At 72.8% G+C, this 16,338-nt stretch carries 21 protein-coding genes; 8 read left to right on the forward strand and 13 right to left on the reverse strand.

Annotated features, from left to right (window positions below):
* Positions 1-83 precede the first annotated feature (83 nt).
* The 5 genes from DFH01_RS08480 to rfaD are packed head-to-tail and all read right to left on the reverse strand — an operon-like array spanning position 84 to position 4,666.
* Entirely contained in the window at positions 84-1,025 is a 942-nt protein-coding gene (locus DFH01_RS08480; RefSeq protein WP_109870029.1) for a hypothetical protein, read from the reverse strand.
* A gap of 59 nt (positions 1,026-1,084) precedes the next feature.
* On the reverse strand, positions 1,085-1,849 hold the full coding sequence (gene pgeF, locus DFH01_RS08485; protein WP_109870030.1) for a peptidoglycan editing factor PgeF: 765 nt from the start codon (positions 1,847-1,849) through the stop codon (positions 1,085-1,087).
* On the reverse strand, positions 1,849-2,829 hold the full coding sequence (locus DFH01_RS08490) for a class I SAM-dependent methyltransferase (protein WP_109870031.1): 981 nt from the start codon (positions 2,827-2,829) through the stop codon (positions 1,849-1,851). Before DFH01_RS08490 ends, pgeF begins: the two co-directional genes overlap by 1 nt.
* Before the next feature lie 22 nt (positions 2,830-2,851).
* The gene (gene lgt, locus DFH01_RS08495; protein ID WP_109870032.1) at positions 2,852-3,667 is read right to left on the reverse strand and encodes a prolipoprotein diacylglyceryl transferase; all 816 of its coding nucleotides are present in this window, start codon (positions 3,665-3,667) and stop codon (positions 2,852-2,854) included.
* 6 nt (positions 3,668-3,673) lie between these two features.
* Positions 3,674-4,666 carry an ADP-glyceromanno-heptose 6-epimerase gene (gene rfaD, locus DFH01_RS08500; protein WP_109870033.1) on the reverse strand — a complete coding sequence of 331 codons (993 nt, stop codon included), beginning with the start codon at positions 4,664-4,666 and terminating at the stop codon, positions 3,674-3,676.
* Positions 4,667-4,820: 154 nt separating this feature from the next.
* Here rfaD and DFH01_RS08505 point away from each other — a divergent pair, with 154 nt between their 5' ends.
* The 5 genes from DFH01_RS08505 (at position 4,821) to DFH01_RS08525 (ending at position 7,854) form a co-directional block, all read left to right on the forward strand.
* Complete coding sequence (locus DFH01_RS08505; RefSeq protein WP_109870034.1) at positions 4,821-5,144, forward strand: accessory factor UbiK family protein; 324 nt, start codon at positions 4,821-4,823, stop codon at positions 5,142-5,144.
* A 197-nt stretch (positions 5,145-5,341) separates the two neighbouring features.
* A complete protein-coding gene (locus DFH01_RS08510) occupies positions 5,342-5,848 on the forward strand; it encodes a type III secretion system chaperone family protein (protein WP_109870035.1) in 507 nt (168 codons plus the stop codon).
* 66 nt (positions 5,849-5,914) lie between these two features.
* Entirely contained in the window at positions 5,915-6,715 is an 801-nt protein-coding gene (gene proC / locus DFH01_RS08515) for a pyrroline-5-carboxylate reductase (protein ID WP_109870036.1), read from the forward strand.
* Between the two features lie 24 nt (positions 6,716-6,739).
* Complete coding sequence (locus DFH01_RS08520) at positions 6,740-7,351, forward strand: TetR family transcriptional regulator (protein ID WP_109870037.1); 612 nt, start codon at positions 6,740-6,742, stop codon at positions 7,349-7,351.
* A gap of 68 nt (positions 7,352-7,419) precedes the next feature.
* Positions 7,420-7,854, forward strand: coding sequence for a phasin family protein (locus tag DFH01_RS08525; protein WP_233256032.1), 435 nt, complete (start codon positions 7,420-7,422; stop codon positions 7,852-7,854).
* Between the two features lie 212 nt (positions 7,855-8,066).
* On the opposite strand, the gene DFH01_RS08530 is transcribed toward DFH01_RS08525, so the two are convergent.
* The 3 genes from DFH01_RS08530 to DFH01_RS08540 are packed head-to-tail and all read right to left on the reverse strand — an operon-like array spanning position 8,067 to position 10,746.
* Positions 8,067-9,422, reverse strand: coding sequence for an ATP-binding protein (locus tag DFH01_RS08530; RefSeq protein ID WP_109870038.1), 1,356 nt, complete (start codon positions 9,420-9,422; stop codon positions 8,067-8,069).
* A gap of 38 nt (positions 9,423-9,460) precedes the next feature.
* Complete coding sequence (locus DFH01_RS08535; RefSeq protein ID WP_109870039.1) at positions 9,461-10,183, reverse strand: response regulator; 723 nt, start codon at positions 10,181-10,183, stop codon at positions 9,461-9,463.
* Entirely contained in the window at positions 10,180-10,746 is a 567-nt protein-coding gene (locus DFH01_RS08540; RefSeq protein ID WP_109870776.1) for a MarR family winged helix-turn-helix transcriptional regulator, read from the reverse strand. The genes DFH01_RS08535 and DFH01_RS08540 overlap by 4 nt, the downstream gene beginning before the upstream one ends.
* A 122-nt stretch (positions 10,747-10,868) precedes the next feature.
* Between DFH01_RS08540 and DFH01_RS08545 the strand changes: the two genes are divergently transcribed.
* From DFH01_RS08545 to DFH01_RS08555, 3 genes are read left to right on the forward strand one after another with little or no spacing between them, the layout of a single operon-like run.
* Positions 10,869-11,846 (forward strand): branched-chain amino acid aminotransferase, encoded by a 978-nt coding sequence (locus DFH01_RS08545; protein WP_442899692.1) that lies wholly within the window; start codon positions 10,869-10,871, stop codon positions 11,844-11,846.
* Positions 11,847-11,876: 30 nt separating this feature from the next.
* The gene (locus tag DFH01_RS08550; RefSeq protein WP_109870040.1) at positions 11,877-12,407 is read left to right on the forward strand and encodes a GNAT family N-acetyltransferase; all 531 of its coding nucleotides are present in this window, start codon (positions 11,877-11,879) and stop codon (positions 12,405-12,407) included.
* A gap of 54 nt (positions 12,408-12,461) precedes the next feature.
* Entirely contained in the window at positions 12,462-12,815 is a 354-nt protein-coding gene (locus DFH01_RS08555) for a nuclear transport factor 2 family protein (protein WP_109870041.1), read from the forward strand.
* Here DFH01_RS08555 and DFH01_RS08560 read toward each other — a convergent pair.
* From DFH01_RS08560 to pgsA, 5 genes are all read right to left on the reverse strand, one after another.
* A complete protein-coding gene (locus DFH01_RS08560) occupies positions 12,809-14,158 on the reverse strand; it encodes a hypothetical protein (RefSeq protein WP_109870042.1) in 1,350 nt (449 codons plus the stop codon). The genes DFH01_RS08555 and DFH01_RS08560 overlap by 7 nt on opposite strands.
* Before the next feature lie 4 nt (positions 14,159-14,162).
* A complete protein-coding gene (locus DFH01_RS08565; protein WP_109870043.1) occupies positions 14,163-14,621 on the reverse strand; it encodes a molybdenum cofactor biosynthesis protein MoaE in 459 nt (152 codons plus the stop codon).
* Between the two features lie 5 nt (positions 14,622-14,626).
* Entirely contained in the window at positions 14,627-14,878 is a 252-nt protein-coding gene (gene moaD, locus DFH01_RS08570; protein ID WP_109870044.1) for a molybdopterin converting factor subunit 1, read from the reverse strand.
* Between the two features lie 113 nt (positions 14,879-14,991).
* Positions 14,992-15,657 (reverse strand): hypothetical protein, encoded by a 666-nt coding sequence (locus DFH01_RS08575; protein WP_109870045.1) that lies wholly within the window; start codon positions 15,655-15,657, stop codon positions 14,992-14,994.
* 52 nt (positions 15,658-15,709) lie between these two features.
* Positions 15,710-16,324: a CDP-diacylglycerol--glycerol-3-phosphate 3-phosphatidyltransferase gene (gene pgsA / locus DFH01_RS08580; protein WP_109870046.1), complete on the reverse strand. Its 615-nt coding sequence runs from the start codon at positions 16,322-16,324 to the stop codon at positions 15,710-15,712.
* Positions 16,325-16,338 lie beyond the last annotated feature (14 nt).

The raw sequence follows: 16,338 nt of genomic DNA on the forward strand, positions 1-16,338 counted from the left end.
GCGGTCGCGCGATCCGATAGCAATGTGGCATCCGGGTGTCCATCGCGGCGGCGTGAGCCGGGCGCATGGCGGACCCGACGATCTCAACGCGGCGGCGCTGGCGGGTTCGCCTGTGCCGGCGCCGCGGCCTGCTGCGCGGCCGGCCCCGTCCGGACGATCCCGCCGGCATTGGCGATCACGTCGCGCACCCCGCCCGAAGCCTCCTCCGCAACCACGAAGGCGACATCGGCCCAGAGCCCGTTCAGGCTCCCGGCCGGCACCTCGTTCAGTTGCAGCACGCGGCCGAGGTCGTAGCCGTCGCGGCGGGAGACGGTCCAGACGATCTCCACGCGCTGCAACCCGCGCTCCGGCGGCGTCACCGTCACCACGCCCTGCACGGCGAAGGCAGCGCCCTCGGCCGTGTCCTGCACCTGCATGCCGAGCATGGCGAGGCGCTCCGCCATGCGCGCCGTCAGGCTGCGGTTGCCGTCACCCGGCGCGCCGCGCACCGGCTGCAGCAACACCACGGGCGGACCGGCGCCGACGGCCTGCTCGTCGCCGGTGCGGCGCAAGGAATCCGCCCGCCCGACCATCGCGGCGATCGCCGGGGCGGCTTCGGTCGCGGCGCCGCGCAGCACATCCTCGCCGCCCTCGGCCCAATCGCGGAACGACACCGCGCGGCCGGCATGCTCGCCGAGCGCGCGCCCGTCGGCGTCGCGCAGCGCGTAGCGCGGCACGATGCGCTCGCCGTCGCGGGCGGCGGTGATGACGAGCTGCCAGTCCAGCGGCCAGGGCGTGCCCTCGATCGCGGGCACTTCCTGCGCAAGCAGCGCCTCGGCCAGCAGCCGCGAATAGGCCTCGGCGTCGGCATTGGTCAGCATCGCCCCCTCCGGCGCCGGCACCGCCAGGCGATAGGCCGGGGGCCGCGCAAGGCGCGCGCCGAGGGCGCCCGGCTGGCCGCGGAAGGGCTGCGGCAGGTCGCCGCAGCCGGCGAGCGCCGCCAGGCCGCCGAGCGCCGCGGCGAAGCGTCGCCTAGACCAGGACACAGGAGACCAGGAGCGTGAGGAAGATCATGATCGTGAACATGATGACGTAGGGCAACGGCTCACCTCTCGGGCAGCGCGATGGCGGAGAGTTGGTGGCCGATCGGGCCCGCCCCGGCAAGCGTCGCCCGCCGATGGCTGAAGTATTTTCCTTCGTTCGCGAGCGTATCGTCCCCCACCCAGTTCGCGCTCGCCACGCCGGCTTCGCGCAGGCGCATCAGGCAATAGCCGGGCAGGTCGAACTGCCAGCGCGCCTCGCGCCGGCCGGGGGCGAGGAAGGCCTCGCCTTTGGGCGAGGCGGCGAGCAGCGCATCGCGCAGGTCGGGCCCGACCTCGTAGCTCTCCTGCGCGATGCAGGGTCCGACCGCGGCGGCGATGCGCGTGCGGGCTGCGCCGAGCGCCTCCATGGCCTCGATGGTGGCCTCGACCACGCCGGCCACGGCGCCCCGCCAGCCGGCATGGGCGGCGCCGACCACGCCGGCATCGGCATCTGCGAAGAGGATCGGCGCGCAATCGCCGGTGACGATGCCGAGCAGCATTCCCGGCCGGTCCGTCACCATCGCATCGGCCGGCGGCCGGTCGGTCTCCGGCCAGGCCTCGCGCAGCGTCGCCACCGCGACGCCATGCACCTGCGTCAGCCCCACCAGGCGATCGGGCCCGAGGCCGAGCGCATCGGCGGCGCGGCGGCGGTTCTCCCGAACCGCGTCGGCGTCGTCGCGGCCGGAAAGGGAGCAGTTGAGGCTGGCGAAGCGCCCGGCGGAGACGCCGCCCTCGCGCGTGAAGAAGCCGTGCGGCACGGGGAGCGCGGCGGTCAGGAAGGGCGGCATCACGATTCCTCGAATCCGGGCGGCGGCGCGAGACGGGAATCGCAGAGCGCAAGCACCTTGAACAGCCGCCCCATGGCTTCCGGTGCCACCAGGCGCTCGGCGCCCGAGAGGATCTCGCCGGCCAGCCGCGGCCGCGCCTGCGCCAGCATGGCCGCGCGCGTCATCAGGCCGAGCCGCTGGAGGAACAGCCCTTGGGGCAGAGGTCCCAAGGCGGCCGCACCCGCCGCGCGCGCGGCCTCGGCCAGGGCGGGGAAATCCACATGCGCCGTCAGGTCGCGCGCGCCCGGCTCGGCCAGCGGATCGAGGCCGGTGCGGTGCGCCTGCATCGCCTGCAGCGTGTCGCCGAACGCCGGGGCGGCCGGGCCGTAATCCACCAGCAGCGCCGCGCCGCCCTGCGCGGCCAGCCGGCCGGCAAGCGCCGCGACGAAGGCGAAGGCGGGTTCGCTGACCTCCTTCATCGCACCCTCGGGCGCCGCCGCCGGCAGGGCAGGGGCGGCCTCCGCCGGCCGCTCCACGAATGCGCCGTCCTGCACCCAGCGCTCCATCCACGCCCCGCCGCGACGGACGAATTGCCGGATCGGCAGGGCGTCGAGGAACTCGTTGGCCAGCAGCAGCAGCGGTCCGGGAGGCAGGGTGGCGATGTCGTCATGCCAGGCGGCGACGGCGCCGCCGAGCAGCCGCGCCTGCGCGTCGCGCAGCGACGGCGACTGCTCCACCAGATGCACCTGCGCCGCGGCGTGGAAGGCGGGCGCGGCCTGGCCCACCGCGCGCAGCGCATCGCCCATCAATGTCCCGCGCCCAGGGCCGCATTCGGCAAGGATCACCGGGTCGGGCCGGCCCATGCGCTCCCACAGCACGGCGCACCAGGCGCCGAGCACCTCGCCGAAGGCCTGGGAGATCTCCGGGGCGGTGGTGAAGTCCCCCGTGCGCCCGAAAGGCTGTGCCTGCCGCGCGTAATACCCCGCGACGGCCCGCGCCATGAACCGGTCGAGCCGTTCTGCCTCAGCCAACCGCTTCGGACCGTGCCGGCCGGGACCTCGCCCGCAGGATCAGCCAGGCGCCGGCGGCGATCATCGGCAGCGACAGCAACTGCCCCATCGTGATCCCGGCGAAGAGGAAGCCGAGATGCGCATCCGGCTGGCGGAAGATCTCGCCCACCAGCCGCGCCACGCCATAGCCCACCAGGAACACACCGCTGAGCAGGCCGGGCCGGGCGCGGATCGCCGGGATGCGCACCAGCACCATCAGCAGCGTGAACAGGCAGATGCCTTCGAGGAAGGCCTGGTAGAGCTGGCTCGGATGCCGCGGCTCGGGCCCGCCATGCGGGAAGACCATCGCCCAGGGCACGTCGCTGACGCGCCCCCACAGCTCGCCATTCGCGAAATTCGCCAGCCGCCCGAGGAAAAGCCCGATCGGCACCACCGTCACCACCCGGTCGGCCAGCAGGAAGGGGTCCAACCCGCGCCGCCGGGTGAACCAGAGCAATGCGATGACCACGCCCAGCATGCCGCCATGGAAGGACATGCCGCCATGCCAGACATACAGCGCCTCCCAGGGCGCGGTGATGTAGTAGCCGGGGCGGTAGAACAGCACGTAGCCCAGCCGCCCGCCGAGGATGATGCCGAGCGTGATCCAGGTGACGGCGTCGTCCACCTCCTCCCGCGTGGCGGCCGCGGGCGGCAGCGCGCAGAGCCGCCGCGCCAGCCACCAGCCCAGCACGATGCCGCCGATATAGGCCAGCGCATACCAGCGCAGCTGGAAGGGGCCGATCTCCAGCGCGACCGGGTCGATGGCGGGGAAGGCGATGACCGGCAGCATGGCGCGTCAGCGATGCGGATCGGGCTGCATCAGGAAGTCGCGGACATAGCGCCCGACGCCTTCCTCCAGCGGGATGGTCTCGCGGTCATAGCCCGCGGCGCGCAGCCGGCCGAGCGGCGCCTCGGTGAAATACTGGTACTTGCCGCGCAGGTCGGCGGGCATGTCCACATACTCGATGTCGTCGTTGCGCCCCATCGCCGCGAACATCGCCCGCACCAGGTCGCGGAAGCTGCGCGCCCGGCCGGAGCCGACATTGAACAGGCCGCTGACGTCCGGGTTCTCCAGCAGCCAGAGCATCACCGCGACGCAATCGTCCACATGCACGAAGTCGCGCATCTGCTCGCCATCGGCGATGCCCGGCCGGTCGGAGCGGAACAGCCGGGCCGGCGCGCCGCCCTGCACCTCGTTGAACTTGTGGAACACCACCGAGGCCATGCGGCCCTTGTGGTACTCGTTCGGGCCATAGACGTTGAAGAAGCGCAGCCCCGCCCATTGCGGCGGGCTCGGCGTGCCGCGCTCCAGCATGTCCGCCACGCGCCGGTCGAAGGCGAGCTTCGACCAGCCGTAGAGGTTGAGCGGCCTGAGCGCCGCCAGCGCGGCGGGGGAGAGGTCGTCCTCGAAGCCGAGCGTGCCGTCGCCATAGGTCGCGGCGGAGGAGGCGTAGATGAAGGGCACCTGCCGCTCCGCGCAGGCGGCCCAGAGCCAGAGGGGAAGGGTGATGTTGGTCGCCGCCACCAGGTCGCCGTCGGTCGCCGTGGTGGCGCTGATCGCGCCCATGTGCAGCACCGCCTCGATGTCGCCGGCGGCGTGCATGAAATCCTCGAGCTCCTCGGGCGGCAGGATGCCGGCGATGCCGTGCCTGGCCAGGTTGCGCCATTTCTCGCGCCCGGGCGCGCCTTCGCGCAGCCGGTCCACCACCATCACCTCGGCCCCCCGGGCGGCGAGGGCGGCAACAAGATTTGACCCGATGAAACCGGCGCCGCCGGTCACGAGATACATCGGCAGGCGATCCGTTCCCTGTGCAGGCTGCGTTCGCGGCGCAGGGGAGCTAAGCAGGCCGCCATGCGCCGACACGGCGGGGTATAGGGCTGGGCATCGCGGGCGCACAAGCAGCGGCCCCGGCACAGGCCCGGCACAGGAAGGAGAGGGTTCGATGGCGAATGGCAGCGAAGGCAGCGAGGGCCGCGGCGGCAAGCGCGGCCTTTTCGACGACCTGGCCGGCATGGCGGGCGGCGCCTTTTCGGTGATGGCGGCGATGCGCACCGAGGTCGAGGCGATGGCCAAGGCCCAGACCGAGGCCATGGTGCAGCGGCTCGACCTGGTCCGGCGGGAGGATCTGGACGCCGCGCTGGAAGTCGCCCGCCGCGCCCGCGAGCAGGCGGAGGCGCTGGCCCATCGAGTCTCCGAGCTGGAGGCACGGGTCGCCGCGCTGGAAGCGCCGCGAGAGGATGCGTCGGTTCCTGACGACATGCCGTGAAGGGTTGTCCACAAGCATCTGGTTGTTAACACAAAACCGACTCTTGCAGCGCAGTTTGGGGGGTGCGTAGTCTACCTGTAGTGGCGATTCGGGGTGGGGAGCCCCAACACCTCGGTGCCCACCCGGGCATCGGGAACCCTTTCGGGAGACGCGGCGGGTCCTCCGCCGCGGATCCGCCCGGGCGAAGGAGGTGCCGCATGTCTGCCTATCTTGCCCATGAGACCCATGAGCGCGCCGGCAACCCGCTCGACATCATCGAGCAGATCATCGCCTCCAACGAATGGGCCTTCGAGCGTCGGAACGACGCCGAGATGGCCGCCGAGGCGCCGGGCAAATGGTGCGACTACGGCCTCTACTTCTCGTGGTCGCATGAGATCAGCGCCATGCACTTCTCCTGCGCCTTCGACCTGAAGGTGCCGCCTGAGAAGCGGGAGAAGCTGTTCGAGCTGCTGGCCATGGCCAACGAGAAGCTCTGGATCGGCCATTTCGGCATCGACAGCGACGACGGCGTGCCGGTGTTCCGCCACTCCGTACTGCTGCGCGGCGCCCCGGGCGCTTCCGCCGAGAGCCTGGAAGACATGGTGGACATCGCGCTGACCGAGTGCGAGCGCTTCTTCCCGGCCTTCCAGTTCGTCCTCTGGGGCGGCAAGTCCCCGGCCGAGGCGCTGCAGGCCGCGATGCTGGACTGCGTCGGCGAGGCCTGACGGCTTGCCACGCGCCGTCATGGCGGAGTCTTGCCTCCCGCCGACAGGGCGGCGAGGTTTGCCGCCATGACGGACACGCTTCCCCCCCTTCTCCTCGTCGGCTGCGGCAAGATGGGCGGCGCCATGCTCGCCGGCTGGCGCGAGCGCGGACTGTCCCAGGCCGTGGTGGTGGACCCCTTCCTGGCGGAGGCGCCGCAGGGCGCGACGCTGGTGAAGGACGCTGCCGCGATCCCCGCCGGCTTCGCCCCGGCCGCCGTCGTGCTCGCGATCAAGCCGCAGGAGGCGGCCGCGACCCTGCCGCTCTATGCCCGCTTCGCCGGTGGCGCCGTCTTCGCCTCCGTCATGGCGGGCAAGACCATCGCGGGCATGCGCGGCCTGCTCGGCGGCGGGGCGGCGGTGGTGCGGGCCATGCCCAACACCCCGGCCGCCGTCGGCCGCGGCTTCACCGTCGCCTGCGCCGGGCCGGGCGTCTCGGCGGCGCAGCGCACGCTGGCCGACACGCTGCTCGGCGCCAGCGGCGAGATCGCCTGGGTCGAGGAGGAAGGGCTGCTCGACCCCGTCACCGCCGTCTCCGGCGGCGGCCCGGCCTATGTCTTCCTGCTGGCCGAATTGCTGGAGCAGGCGGCGATCGAGCAGGGCATCCCGGCCGAGCTCGCCCGCCGCATGGCGCGCGCGACGGTCGCGGGTTCCGGCGCGCTGCTCGCCGCCAGCACCGAGGAGGCGGCGCAGCTGCGGAAGAACGTGACCAGCCCCAAGGGCACCACGGAACGGGCGCTCGCCGTGATGATGGACCCGGCGGCCTGGCCGGACACCATCTCCCGCGCCATCGCCGCCGCCACGGCGCGCTCGCGCGAGCTTGCCGGCTAGCCGGCGCATCCCCACCATTCCGCCATGGACACCGCCGCCCCCGCCGACACCGCACTGGCTGAAGCCCTGTTCCGGGTGATCGCCGCGCATGGCTGGCGCGGGGTGACGCCCGGCCGGCTTTCCGCCGAATCGGGGCTTTCGGGTGGGGCGCTGGTGCGGCGCTTTCCGTCCCGCCTCGGCCTGCTGCGGCTCTGGGCCGATGTGGTGATGGAGCAGGTGGAGCAGGGCACCGTCCCCGGCCAGGGCGGCACGCCGCGCGACCGGCTGTTCGACGTGCTGATGCGCGGCCTCGATGCGCTGGCGCCCTACCGGGCAGGGCTCACGCGGCTGATGCGGGAGATGTACACGGACGCCGTGCTCTACGGCGCCATCGCGCCGCTGTTCCAGCGCAGCATGGAGCGCATGCTGGACGCCGCCGAGATCGAGAGCGGCGGCCTCAAGGGGCGGCTGCGCGCGGCCGGCCTGACGCTGGTCTGGATCCGCGTGGTCAATGCCTGGTCCAAGGACGAGACGGAGGAGCTCGGCCCCACCATGGCCACCCTCGACCGTGCGCTGGAACGGGCGGAGCAGGCGGCGCGCAGCTTTGGCCTCGCCGGCGGCGACCTTGCCCCACCGGCCATGGACACGCCCGCCTGATCCACGCCGCGCTTCTGCCGGAGCGCGCGGCCGGGTAGGATCATCGCGAAGCAAGGGGAGTTGCCGCAATGTCCGACCGCTTTCCGGTCAAGCCCGAAGACGTGATGAAGATGTTCGCCGAGTTCCGGCTGCCGCATTTCGCCGACCTCGAGAGCCTGGCGCAGGCGCAGCGCCGCAACCTCGAGGCCCTGTCGGCCGCCAACAAGGTGGCGCTGGAGGGCGCCCAGGCCGTCGCGCGCCGCCACATGGAGATCGTGCAGTCCGCCATGGGCGAGATGACCGAGGCCATGCGCAGCATGGGCGGCACCGAGAACCCGCAGGAGCGCGCCGCGCGCCAGGCGGAACTGCTCAAGGCCGGCTATGAGCGGGCCGTCGGCAACATGAAGGAGGTCGCCGACCTCATCCAGAAGTCCAACAGCGAGGCGCTGGCCCTGCTGAACAAGCGCTTCGCCGAGGCGATGGACGAGATCAAGCAGATGGCGGCCAAGGCCGGGCAGGGCTGACGCCCCGCCCGGCCTTTTTGTGTGCGACGTGCTGACGCCCCGCCCGGCCTTTTTGTGTGCGACGTGCTGACGCACGTCGCCCTCAGTCGCCGGCGCGGCTCCGCCGCTTGGCTGCGCCACACCGGTGGCGGGCCGCATTCGCGGCCTCGGCGCCCTCCGGTCGCCGCTGGCCACGTCACGTCGCGGCTTGGCGTTCCTGCAGGCTGGCCCCTTTAGACGGGCAGCCTGACCCGCGCGCGTAGCCCGCCCAGCGGGCTGTCCTCCAGCACGATGTCGCCGCCATGCGCGCGGGCGATGTCGCGCGCAATGGCAAGGCCGAGCCCCGTGCCGCCGGCCGAGAGCGTGGCGAAGGGCCGGAAGGCCTCCTCGCGCTGCGCCTCCGGGATGCCCGGCCCGTCATCGTCCACCGTCACCTGCGCCCAGCCGCCTTGCGCCCGCTCGCTGCCCGCCGGCGGCTCGCGCGGGATCTCGCGCACCGCGACGGCGACGCGGCGCGCATGCTTGCGCGCATTGTCCAGCAGGTTCGCCAGGCACCGCCGCAGCGCATCCTGGCGCAGCGGCAGCACCAGCGAGCCCGGCGCTTCCACCGCCACCTCCGCGCCGTCGCGCCGCGCCTTCCGCGCGACGTCTCGCACGATCTCCGCGAGGTCGGCGGGCTGCGACTGCTCCACGCCCTCGCCGCGCGCGAAGGCGAGGTAGGCGGCGACCATCCGCTCCATCTCCTCCACGTCCTGCGTCAGCGCCGCGACCTCTTCCTCCTCCTCCTCGGTGCGCGGCAGCATCGCGAGGCCGAGGCGCATGCGCGTCAGCGGCGTGCGGAGGTCGTGGCTGATCCCGGCGAGCATCTCGGTGCGCTGCGCGACGAAGCGGCGGATGCGCTCCTGCATGTGGTTGAAGGCCTGCGCCGCCTGGCGGACCTCCGTCGCACCCTCCGGCTTCATCGGCCCGACGTCGCGGCCGAGGCCGAAGGCCTCCGCGGCGCTCGCCAGGCGGCGGATCGCGCGCACCTGGTTCTTCATGAACAGCGCGGCGACGAGGAACAGCAGCGCCGCCGTGCCGAGCAGCCAGATCGTGAAGTAGTAGAGCGTGCCGCTGAACAGCCGCTTGCGCGGCGCCTCGGCATGCAGCACGCCGCCCGGCAACTGGACGCGGATGATCACGCTGCGCGCGTCCGAGACCCAGTCGGCGTCGAAGGGGCGGCCGACGCGTTCGGCCATGGCACGCGCCAGATCATCCTCCAGCGGCAGCAGCGGCAGGGAGGTCGGCCGATCCGGCGTCGGGCCGAGGGTCGCGCCGGGCTCGAAGGCCAGCGCCATGTCGAAGCGCCAGGCGACCTCGCGGAACACCCAGGCGCGGTTCTCGGGCGAGGGGTCGCGCTGCAGCAGCTCGACCACGAAGCTCAGCTCGCCCGCCACGGCGCCCGCGAGCCGGCGCGAGATCACGTCGAGATGCGCGCCGTAGAAGACCTGCAAAGCCACCCCCTGCAGGATCAGCAGCGGCAGCAGGATGATCAGCAGGCTGCGCCCGAGCAGGCCGCGCGGCATCATCAGGCGGAGCAGCCGCTCCATCCGGATGGCCGTGCGCCCGCGCCTCGGGCCGGCCACTGCTAAAGCCCCGGCCGCAGCACGTAGCCGCGGTGGCGCACGGTCTGCACGAAGCGCGGCTCCCGCGGGTCGGGCTCGATCTTGCGGCGCAGCCGCGTGACCTGCACGTCGATCGCGCGCTCCCCGGCCTCGGGCGTGCCGAGCGCCTCGGCGATCTCCTCGCGGCTCAGGATCTCGTTCGGGCGGGCGGCCAGCGCGGCCAGCAGCGCCTGCTCGCCGCCCGTCAGGCGCACCACGCCCTCCGGCCCGCGCAGCTCCGCGCGCTGCGGGTCGAACCAGCGGCTGCCCAGCTGCACCGGCCCCGCCACCGTCTCGACCGGCGGCGGCGCGGCGCGGCGCAGGATGGTGCGGATGCGCAGCGCCAGCTCGCGCGGGTCGAAGGGCTTGGCGAGGTAGTCGTCCACGCCGGCCTCGAGCCCGGCGATGCGGTCATCCGGGGAGCCGCGCGCGGTCAGCATCAGGATCGGCACGTCCTGTCCCTTGCGCCGCAGGCTCTCGACCAGCTCGATGCCGGTCTCGCCGGGCATCATCACGTCCAGCACGACCAGGTCGAAGAACATGTTGGCGAGCGCGTGCCGCGCCGCGGCGGCATCGGCGGCGCCGGTGACGCGGAAGCCCTGCTCGGCCAGGAAGCGCTGCAGCAGGGTGCGCAGCCGCGCATCGTCATCCACCACCAGCAGGTGCGGCGCCTCGGACTGGGAGTCGGCGATGGCAGGCTGGCTCATCCGCCGCCCTCCCGCGTTCCTGGCGCCTCCAGCCGGTCGAGCGCGGCGCGCGCATCGGGGCCCGTCAGGCCGCGCATCACGCGGCGGAAGCCTTCCACGGCCTGCGGCCCGGCCTCGCGATAGGCCTGCATGATGGTCTCCCGCTGCCGCTCGAACAGGCGACGCTCCAGCGCCGCGCCCTTCTCCGTGAGCGACAGCAGCCGCTGCCGCCGGTCCGTGCGGCCCGGCGCCTGGGTGACGTAGCCCTCCTCGACCAGCGGGGTCAGCACACGCCCGAGCGACTGCTTGGTGATCGCGAGGATGCCGAGCAACTCGCCCACCGTGATGCCCGGACTGCGCCCGACGAAATGCAGCACGCGGTGATGCGCCCGGCCCATGCCGAGATCGGCGAGCATGGCATCGGCGCCGGCGGTGAAGTCGCGATAGCCGAAGAAGAGCAGGTCCTGCGCCAGCCGCAGCTCCTCCTCCCGCAGGAACAGCAGGCCGCGGCCGGCCGGCGCCGGTGCGCTGCGCGCGGCCCCTTCGGCCTCGGCGGCCAGCACCTGCTGCGCGGCCTTCGGCATGCCGGTCATGTGCTCCTGTCAGGCCAGATTTTGGTCAGCATTATTGACGCATTTTCCCCATCGCGCCACACTCCGCCCATCGCATGGCGTCCCGGCTGCGGATATAGAGCAAGGGCGTGCCGATGCGTAGCGATTGGCGCGCGGCCGGGCGAAGGCTCGTCAAGGCGCCGGTGCTGGCGAAGCTGGAGGAATGCCCGATGGCCCTTGTGCCCTTCGACGACCGCGACGGCTGGATCTGGCTGGACGGCGACTTCGTCCCCTGGCGCGATGCGCGCCTGCATGTCCTGACGCATGGCCTGCACTACGCCTCCGGCGTCTTCGAGGGCGAGCGCGCCTATTCCGGCCACATCTTCAAGCTGCGCGAGCACACCGAGCGCCTGATCGCCTCGGGCCGCATCCTCGGCTTCGAGATCCCCTGGACCGCCGAGCAGATCGACGCGGCCTGCCAGGCGACGCTGGCGAAGAACGGGCAGACGGACGCCTATGTCCGCCCCATCGCCTGGCGCGGGTCGGAGCAGCTCTCCGTCTCCGCGCAGCAGACGAAGATCCACCTCGCCATCGCCACATGGCCCTGGCCGAACCTGTTCGGCGACAGCCGTATGAAGGGCGTGCGCCTGACCTGGGCGAAGTGGAAGCGCCCGCATCCCGAGACGGCGCCGACCGCGTCGAAGGCCGCCGGGCTCTACATGATCGGCACGATCTCCAAGCACGCCGCGGAGGCGGAGGGCTTCGACGACGCGCTGATGCTGGACTGGAAGGGCGACATCAGCGAGGCGACGGGCGCGAACGTGTTCCTCGCGATCGACGGCGCGCTGCACACGCCGACGCCGATCAACTTCCTCGACGGCATCACGCGGCGCACGGTGATCGCGCTGGCGAAGAAGCGGCAGATCCAGGTGGTGGAGCGCACCATCCCGCAATCCGACCTGGCGCGGGCGAGCGAGGTCTTCCTCGCCGGCACCGCGGCGGAAGTGACGCCGGTGCGCCAGGTGGGCGACCTCGCCTTCACGCCGGCGCAGATCACCGAGACGCTGCTGAAGGACTACGAGGCCCTGGTCCGCCTGCCGCCGGAAGAGGTGGCGGCCCGGCTCGCCGCCTGAGCCGCGGCGCCGGGCGGGACGGGACCGGCCGTGTCGCTGCGGCTGCGGGCCGCCCGTGCGGCGGATGCGGGGACGATCGCCGCCCTGCATCTCGCCTCCTGGCGGGACGCCTATCGCGGGATGCTGGACGACGCCTTCCTCGATGCGGAGGCGCCTGGCGCCATGGCGGCGCATTGGCAGGCGGTGATGGCGCGGCGGCCCCTGCCGGGCGTGGTGCTGCTGGCGAAGCTCGGCCATGAGGCGGTCGGCTTCTGCGCCGCCTGGAAGCACGGCGCCACGGCGCATGTGGACAACCTGCATGTGCGGCCGGGACTGCGTGGTGCCGGGATCGGCCGCGCCCTGATCGCCGAGGCCGCGACCCGGCTGCAGTCGCGCGGCTGCGCCGGGGCCGATCTGCGCGTCTTCGTCGGTAATGCCGCGGCGCTGCGCTTCTACCGCGGCCTCGGCGCGCGGATCGGTCCGCCGGAGGCCGGCGCGAGCTTCGGCCAGGCGGTGATCGAGCGGCGCTGCGACTGGCCGGATATCGGCAAGCTGATCGCGGCAGCCGGTCTGCCGCGGTGAGTCGCGCCCCGTTTCTCCGGTAGGATCTCCGCCGCGCACGGATGGAGGATCCCGATGACCACGCGTGAGATCGCCGAGGCCTTCTGCGCCTTGCTGAAGGCCGGCCGGCACGAGGAGGCGGCGGCCGAGTTCAACGCCGAGGACATCGTCAGCCACGAGGCGATGGAAGGCCCGATGGCGCGGCTGGAAGGCAAGGCCGCCGTCAAGGGCAAGAGCGACTGGTGGTACGCCAACCACGAATGGCATGGCGGCGGCGCGGAGGGCCCCTTCGTCAACGGCGACCGCTTCGCGGTGATCTTCGACATGGACGTCACCGCGAAGGAGACCGGCCAGCGCGTGCAGATGCGCGAGGTGGGCCTCTACACCGTGCGGGACGGCAAGATCGTCGAGGAGCGCTTCTTCTACTGACCGCCATGCGCCGGTGGCGGCCGGCGCGGCAGCAGCGCCAGCGCGGCGACGACCGGCATCAGCCACAGGATGCGCGCCTCGTAGCGCAGATGCGGCTTGGAGAGCGCGCCGGTGGCGAAGGCATTCGCCGTGACGCCGACCAGCACGCCGACCACAAGTCCGAGCCGGCGCAGATCGTGCCGCCGCGCCGCGCGCCACCAGGCGAAGCCCGCGAGCACGGCGCCGAGCAGCAGCACCGGCGCATGCGGCCACAGGAAGGGCGCGACCAGGCCGGGCAGCGCGCCCTGCCGCTGCCGGGCCGCGTCATAGGCGGCGAGTTCCCGCGCCGGGAAGGCTTCCGCGATGCGCGGGCGGACGGCAAGGTCGAGATAGTCCGGCACCAGCGTGTCGCCGGCCGTCGCGGTGACAAGCTGGGCCAGGGTGTTGCGCAGCATCGCCTCTGCGACCTCCAGCGGGCGGCTGCGCAGCGTCTCGCCGACGATGGCGCCGGCTTCGGCCGAGAGCAGCGCGCCGCCAAGGAAGCGCGGCGTGCCGTCCGGCGCGCGGTTCACCGGGCTTTCGCGCGACCAGAGGAAGACGTCGCTGTCCATCGGCAGGCGGTCGGCGAAGGCGCAGAGATACCAGCCGGAGGCCGGGCAGCGTTCCCGGATCACCGCCGCCGCCGGCCCGTCCGCCTGCAGCCGCGCCAGCGCGAAGGTCGCGCCATGCGGCGAGAGCACCGCGCGCCCATGCCCCCACAGATTCGTGCCGAGCAGGATGAGGACGGCGCCGAGGATCGGCAGCGCCGTGCGCAACACCGGGCGGAGACGCCGCGTGAGCAGCAGCGTGATGGCCACCACCGCGGCCGCGAGCGGCAGGTGCGACAGATGTGCCGCGATGCCGAACACGCCGAGCAGCGTCAGCGCCCAGGCCTCCGCGCGGGTCAGCGCGTCGCGCGCGAAGCCCAGCAGCAGCAGCGCCAGCAGCACCGCCGGCGCGAAGACATCGGGCATCAGCAGCGCGATCGTGAAGGGCGCCGTGGTGAGCAGGCCGGCACCCGCGCAAACGGCAAGGTGCAGCCCGGGCGCCGCCGCGCCACGCAGCGCGCGCTGCGTGAGCCACAGCAGCCAGGACAGCATCGCTCCCTGGGCCAGCAGCGGCCCCCACAGTGTCACGCGCCAATGGAGGGCATGCAGCAGCGGGCCATAGACATGCGGCTTGTCCCAGATCACCAGCGGGCCGGAGGGCGGCGGCGCGGTCTGGTGCAGGAATGCGCCGGTGTCGCTGAACAGCAGCGGGTAGCCGTTGAGGAAGGCTGGCCAGACGAGCAGCAGCGCCCCGGCCAGGATGGCGAGCAGGCGCACGGAGTCAGCGCGCCCAGCGATCCGCCGCCGCGTCGTCCTCCGCCTTCGCTTCCACCCATCGCCCGGCGCCGCCGGCGAATTCCTCGCGCTTCCAGAAGGGGGCCTTGGTCTTCAGCCAGTCGATCAGGAAGGCGCAGCTTTCGAGCGCCGCGACGCGGTGCGCGCTGGCGGTCAGCACCAGCACGATGGGATCGCCCGGCACCAGCCTGCCATGGCGGTGGATCACGGTGCAGCCGGTCAGCGGCCAACGTGCGCAGGCTTCCTCGGCGATGCGCGTCAGCGCCTTCTCGGTCATGCCGGGATAGTGCTCGAGCTCCATGGCGACCAGGCCGCCATCGCCGCGACAGATGCCGAGGAAGCTCGCGAGTCCGCCCACATCGGTGCGCCCGGCCTGCAGCCGCGCCGCCTCCGCCCCGATGTCGAAGGGCCCTGCCTGCACCAGCACGCGCGGGACGGCCGGCATGGCGCTCAGCCCCCGGTGACCGGCGGGAAGAAGGCCACCTCGTCGCCCGGCTTCACGGGATGCGCCGGCGGGGCGAAGTCCTGGTTCACCGCGGCGCGGACTTGGCGCGGGTCGGCGAAGGCCGCGGCGTGCCCCGCGCTGCGCCCGGCGAGCCAGGCGATCAGGCCGGCGACGTCGCGCACTTCGGCAGGCGGCGCAACCTCTTCCTCCGCGACGCCGACCTTCTGCCGCACCCAGGCGAAATAGAGGACCTTCAAGCCGCGTCCCTCTAGAGCAGATCGCGTTCAGATGGAATCATCTGAACGCGTGAAGATGCTCGCCAAAGAAAGGCTCGAGCATGATGCGTGAACGCATGTGAACGCAGCATGCTCTAGCGCGGCACGACGCGGGTGCGGGCCTGGCCGTCCGGCCCGATCCAGGTCTCGACATTGCCGTCGCGCACCACGGCGCTGGTGCCGACGCCGGGCTGGGTCGTGCTCTGGAGACGGCCGGCCTCGTTCGTGACGGTCGCCGGGCGGCCGGCGGGATCGATCGTCGCGCGGCCGACCGCGCTCGGCGGCGGTGGCGGGGCGGCGGCCGTGGGCGGCGACGCGGCGGGAATACGGGACGCCTCCCGCGGCGGCGGCAGGGGCGTGACGCTGCCGGAGGTGCCGCGCGCATTCGGCGTCGGCACCGGCGAGCGGGCGGGTGGCACCGGCTCGATCAACTGCGGGCGGTAGTCGGGAATGTTGCGGAAGGCTTCCTCCGGGCCGCTCATCAGCGTCGGCCGCGGCGCCTCCTGCTCCGGCCAGACATTGCCGGGCTCCGCCTGGAGCGGCGTGAACTCGACCGTCTCGCCGCGCACGCGCTGCACGGTCACGCTGTCCACCGTGACGACGTTGCGCCCGCCGGTGAAGGGCGACCACGCGCTTTCCACGAAGCCGACCTCCGGTCGCGCGCAGGCGCCGAGCAGCAGCACCAGCCCGATCGCCGGGACCGCCCCGCGGGGGCGGAAGGTCTTGGGCGCCTCACGGCTGCGGCGGATCGCAAATGGCATGGGGGATCCCGATGCTTGGTTCACAACAAGATGCGGCCGGAGGGTCGAAGCCTCAAGAGCGCGCCGGTTCGCTCGGCTGCGCGGCGCGTGCCGGCTCGGCGGCGCCGGCATGGCGCAGCCCGGCCTGCAGGTAGTCCCAGCCGGTGACGAGGGTCAGCACCGCCGCCGTCCAGAGCATCAGCTCGCCGATCAGGCTGACCGGCAGGAAGGAGAGGTGCAGCACGCTCGCCGCCGTGTCGCCGGCCAGCAGCGTGCCGAGCGCACCCATCTGGAATCCGGTCTTCCACTTCGCCAGCCGTGTCACCGGCAGCCCGACCGAGAGGCCCGCCAGGTATTCCCGCAGGCCCGAGACCAGGATCTCCCGCAGCAGGATCACGATCGCCGGCAGCAGCCCGATCGTGGTGAGGCGGTCCATGCCCGCCAGCAGCATCAGCGCCGCGCCGACCAGCAGCTTGTCGGCGATCGGGTCCAGCATGCGGCCGAAGGCGCTGGTCTGCTGCCGCTCCCGCGCCAGCTTGCCGTCGAAATAGTCGGTGATCGCGGCGGCCGAGAACACCACGCAGGCCGCGAAGTCCCCCCAGGGGTCACGCAGCGCCACGAGCACGACGAGCACCGGGATCGCCGCGATGCGCGAAAGCGTCAGCAGGTTTGGAAGGTCCGTCGGCATGCCGAGCGGGGTTT

Source organism: Falsiroseomonas bella (assembly GCF_003173615.1).
Taxonomy (GTDB): domain Bacteria; phylum Pseudomonadota; class Alphaproteobacteria; order Acetobacterales; family Acetobacteraceae; genus Falsiroseomonas; species Falsiroseomonas bella.

Excerpts from the sequence above, each read along its gene's own strand:
- pgeF (WP_109870030.1), bottom strand. The coding sequence starts at position 1,849 with ATGCCGCCCTTCCTGACCGCCGCGCTCCCCGTGCCGCACGGCTTCTTC.
- DFH01_RS08490 (WP_109870031.1), bottom strand. The coding sequence starts at position 2,829 with ATGGCGCGGGCCGTCGCGGGGTATTACGCGCGGCAGGCACAGCCTTTC.
- lgt (WP_109870032.1), bottom strand. The coding sequence starts at position 3,667 with ATGCTGCCGGTCATCGCCTTCCCCGCCATCGACCCGGTCGCGCTGGAG.
- rfaD (WP_109870033.1), bottom strand. The coding sequence starts at position 4,666 with ATGTATCTCGTGACCGGCGGCGCCGGTTTCATCGGGTCAAATCTTGTT.
- DFH01_RS08505 (WP_109870034.1), top strand. The coding sequence starts at position 4,821 with ATGGCGAATGGCAGCGAAGGCAGCGAGGGCCGCGGCGGCAAGCGCGGC.
- DFH01_RS08510 (WP_109870035.1), top strand. The coding sequence starts at position 5,342 with ATGTCTGCCTATCTTGCCCATGAGACCCATGAGCGCGCCGGCAACCCG.
- proC (WP_109870036.1), top strand. The coding sequence starts at position 5,915 with ATGACGGACACGCTTCCCCCCCTTCTCCTCGTCGGCTGCGGCAAGATG.
- DFH01_RS08520 (WP_109870037.1), top strand. The coding sequence starts at position 6,740 with ATGGACACCGCCGCCCCCGCCGACACCGCACTGGCTGAAGCCCTGTTC.
- DFH01_RS08525 (WP_233256032.1), top strand. The coding sequence starts at position 7,420 with ATGTCCGACCGCTTTCCGGTCAAGCCCGAAGACGTGATGAAGATGTTC.
- DFH01_RS08530 (WP_109870038.1), bottom strand. The coding sequence starts at position 9,422 with ATGGAGCGGCTGCTCCGCCTGATGATGCCGCGCGGCCTGCTCGGGCGC.
- DFH01_RS08535 (WP_109870039.1), bottom strand. The coding sequence starts at position 10,183 with ATGAGCCAGCCTGCCATCGCCGACTCCCAGTCCGAGGCGCCGCACCTG.
- DFH01_RS08540 (WP_109870776.1), bottom strand. The coding sequence starts at position 10,746 with ATGCCGAAGGCCGCGCAGCAGGTGCTGGCCGCCGAGGCCGAAGGGGCC.
- DFH01_RS08545 (WP_442899692.1), top strand. The coding sequence starts at position 10,869 with ATGCGTAGCGATTGGCGCGCGGCCGGGCGAAGGCTCGTCAAGGCGCCG.
- DFH01_RS08555 (WP_109870041.1), top strand. The coding sequence starts at position 12,462 with ATGACCACGCGTGAGATCGCCGAGGCCTTCTGCGCCTTGCTGAAGGCC.
- DFH01_RS08565 (WP_109870043.1), bottom strand. The coding sequence starts at position 14,621 with ATGCCGGCCGTCCCGCGCGTGCTGGTGCAGGCAGGGCCCTTCGACATC.
- DFH01_RS08575 (WP_109870045.1), bottom strand. The coding sequence starts at position 15,657 with ATGCCATTTGCGATCCGCCGCAGCCGTGAGGCGCCCAAGACCTTCCGC.
- pgsA (WP_109870046.1), bottom strand. The coding sequence starts at position 16,324 with ATGCCGACGGACCTTCCAAACCTGCTGACGCTTTCGCGCATCGCGGCG.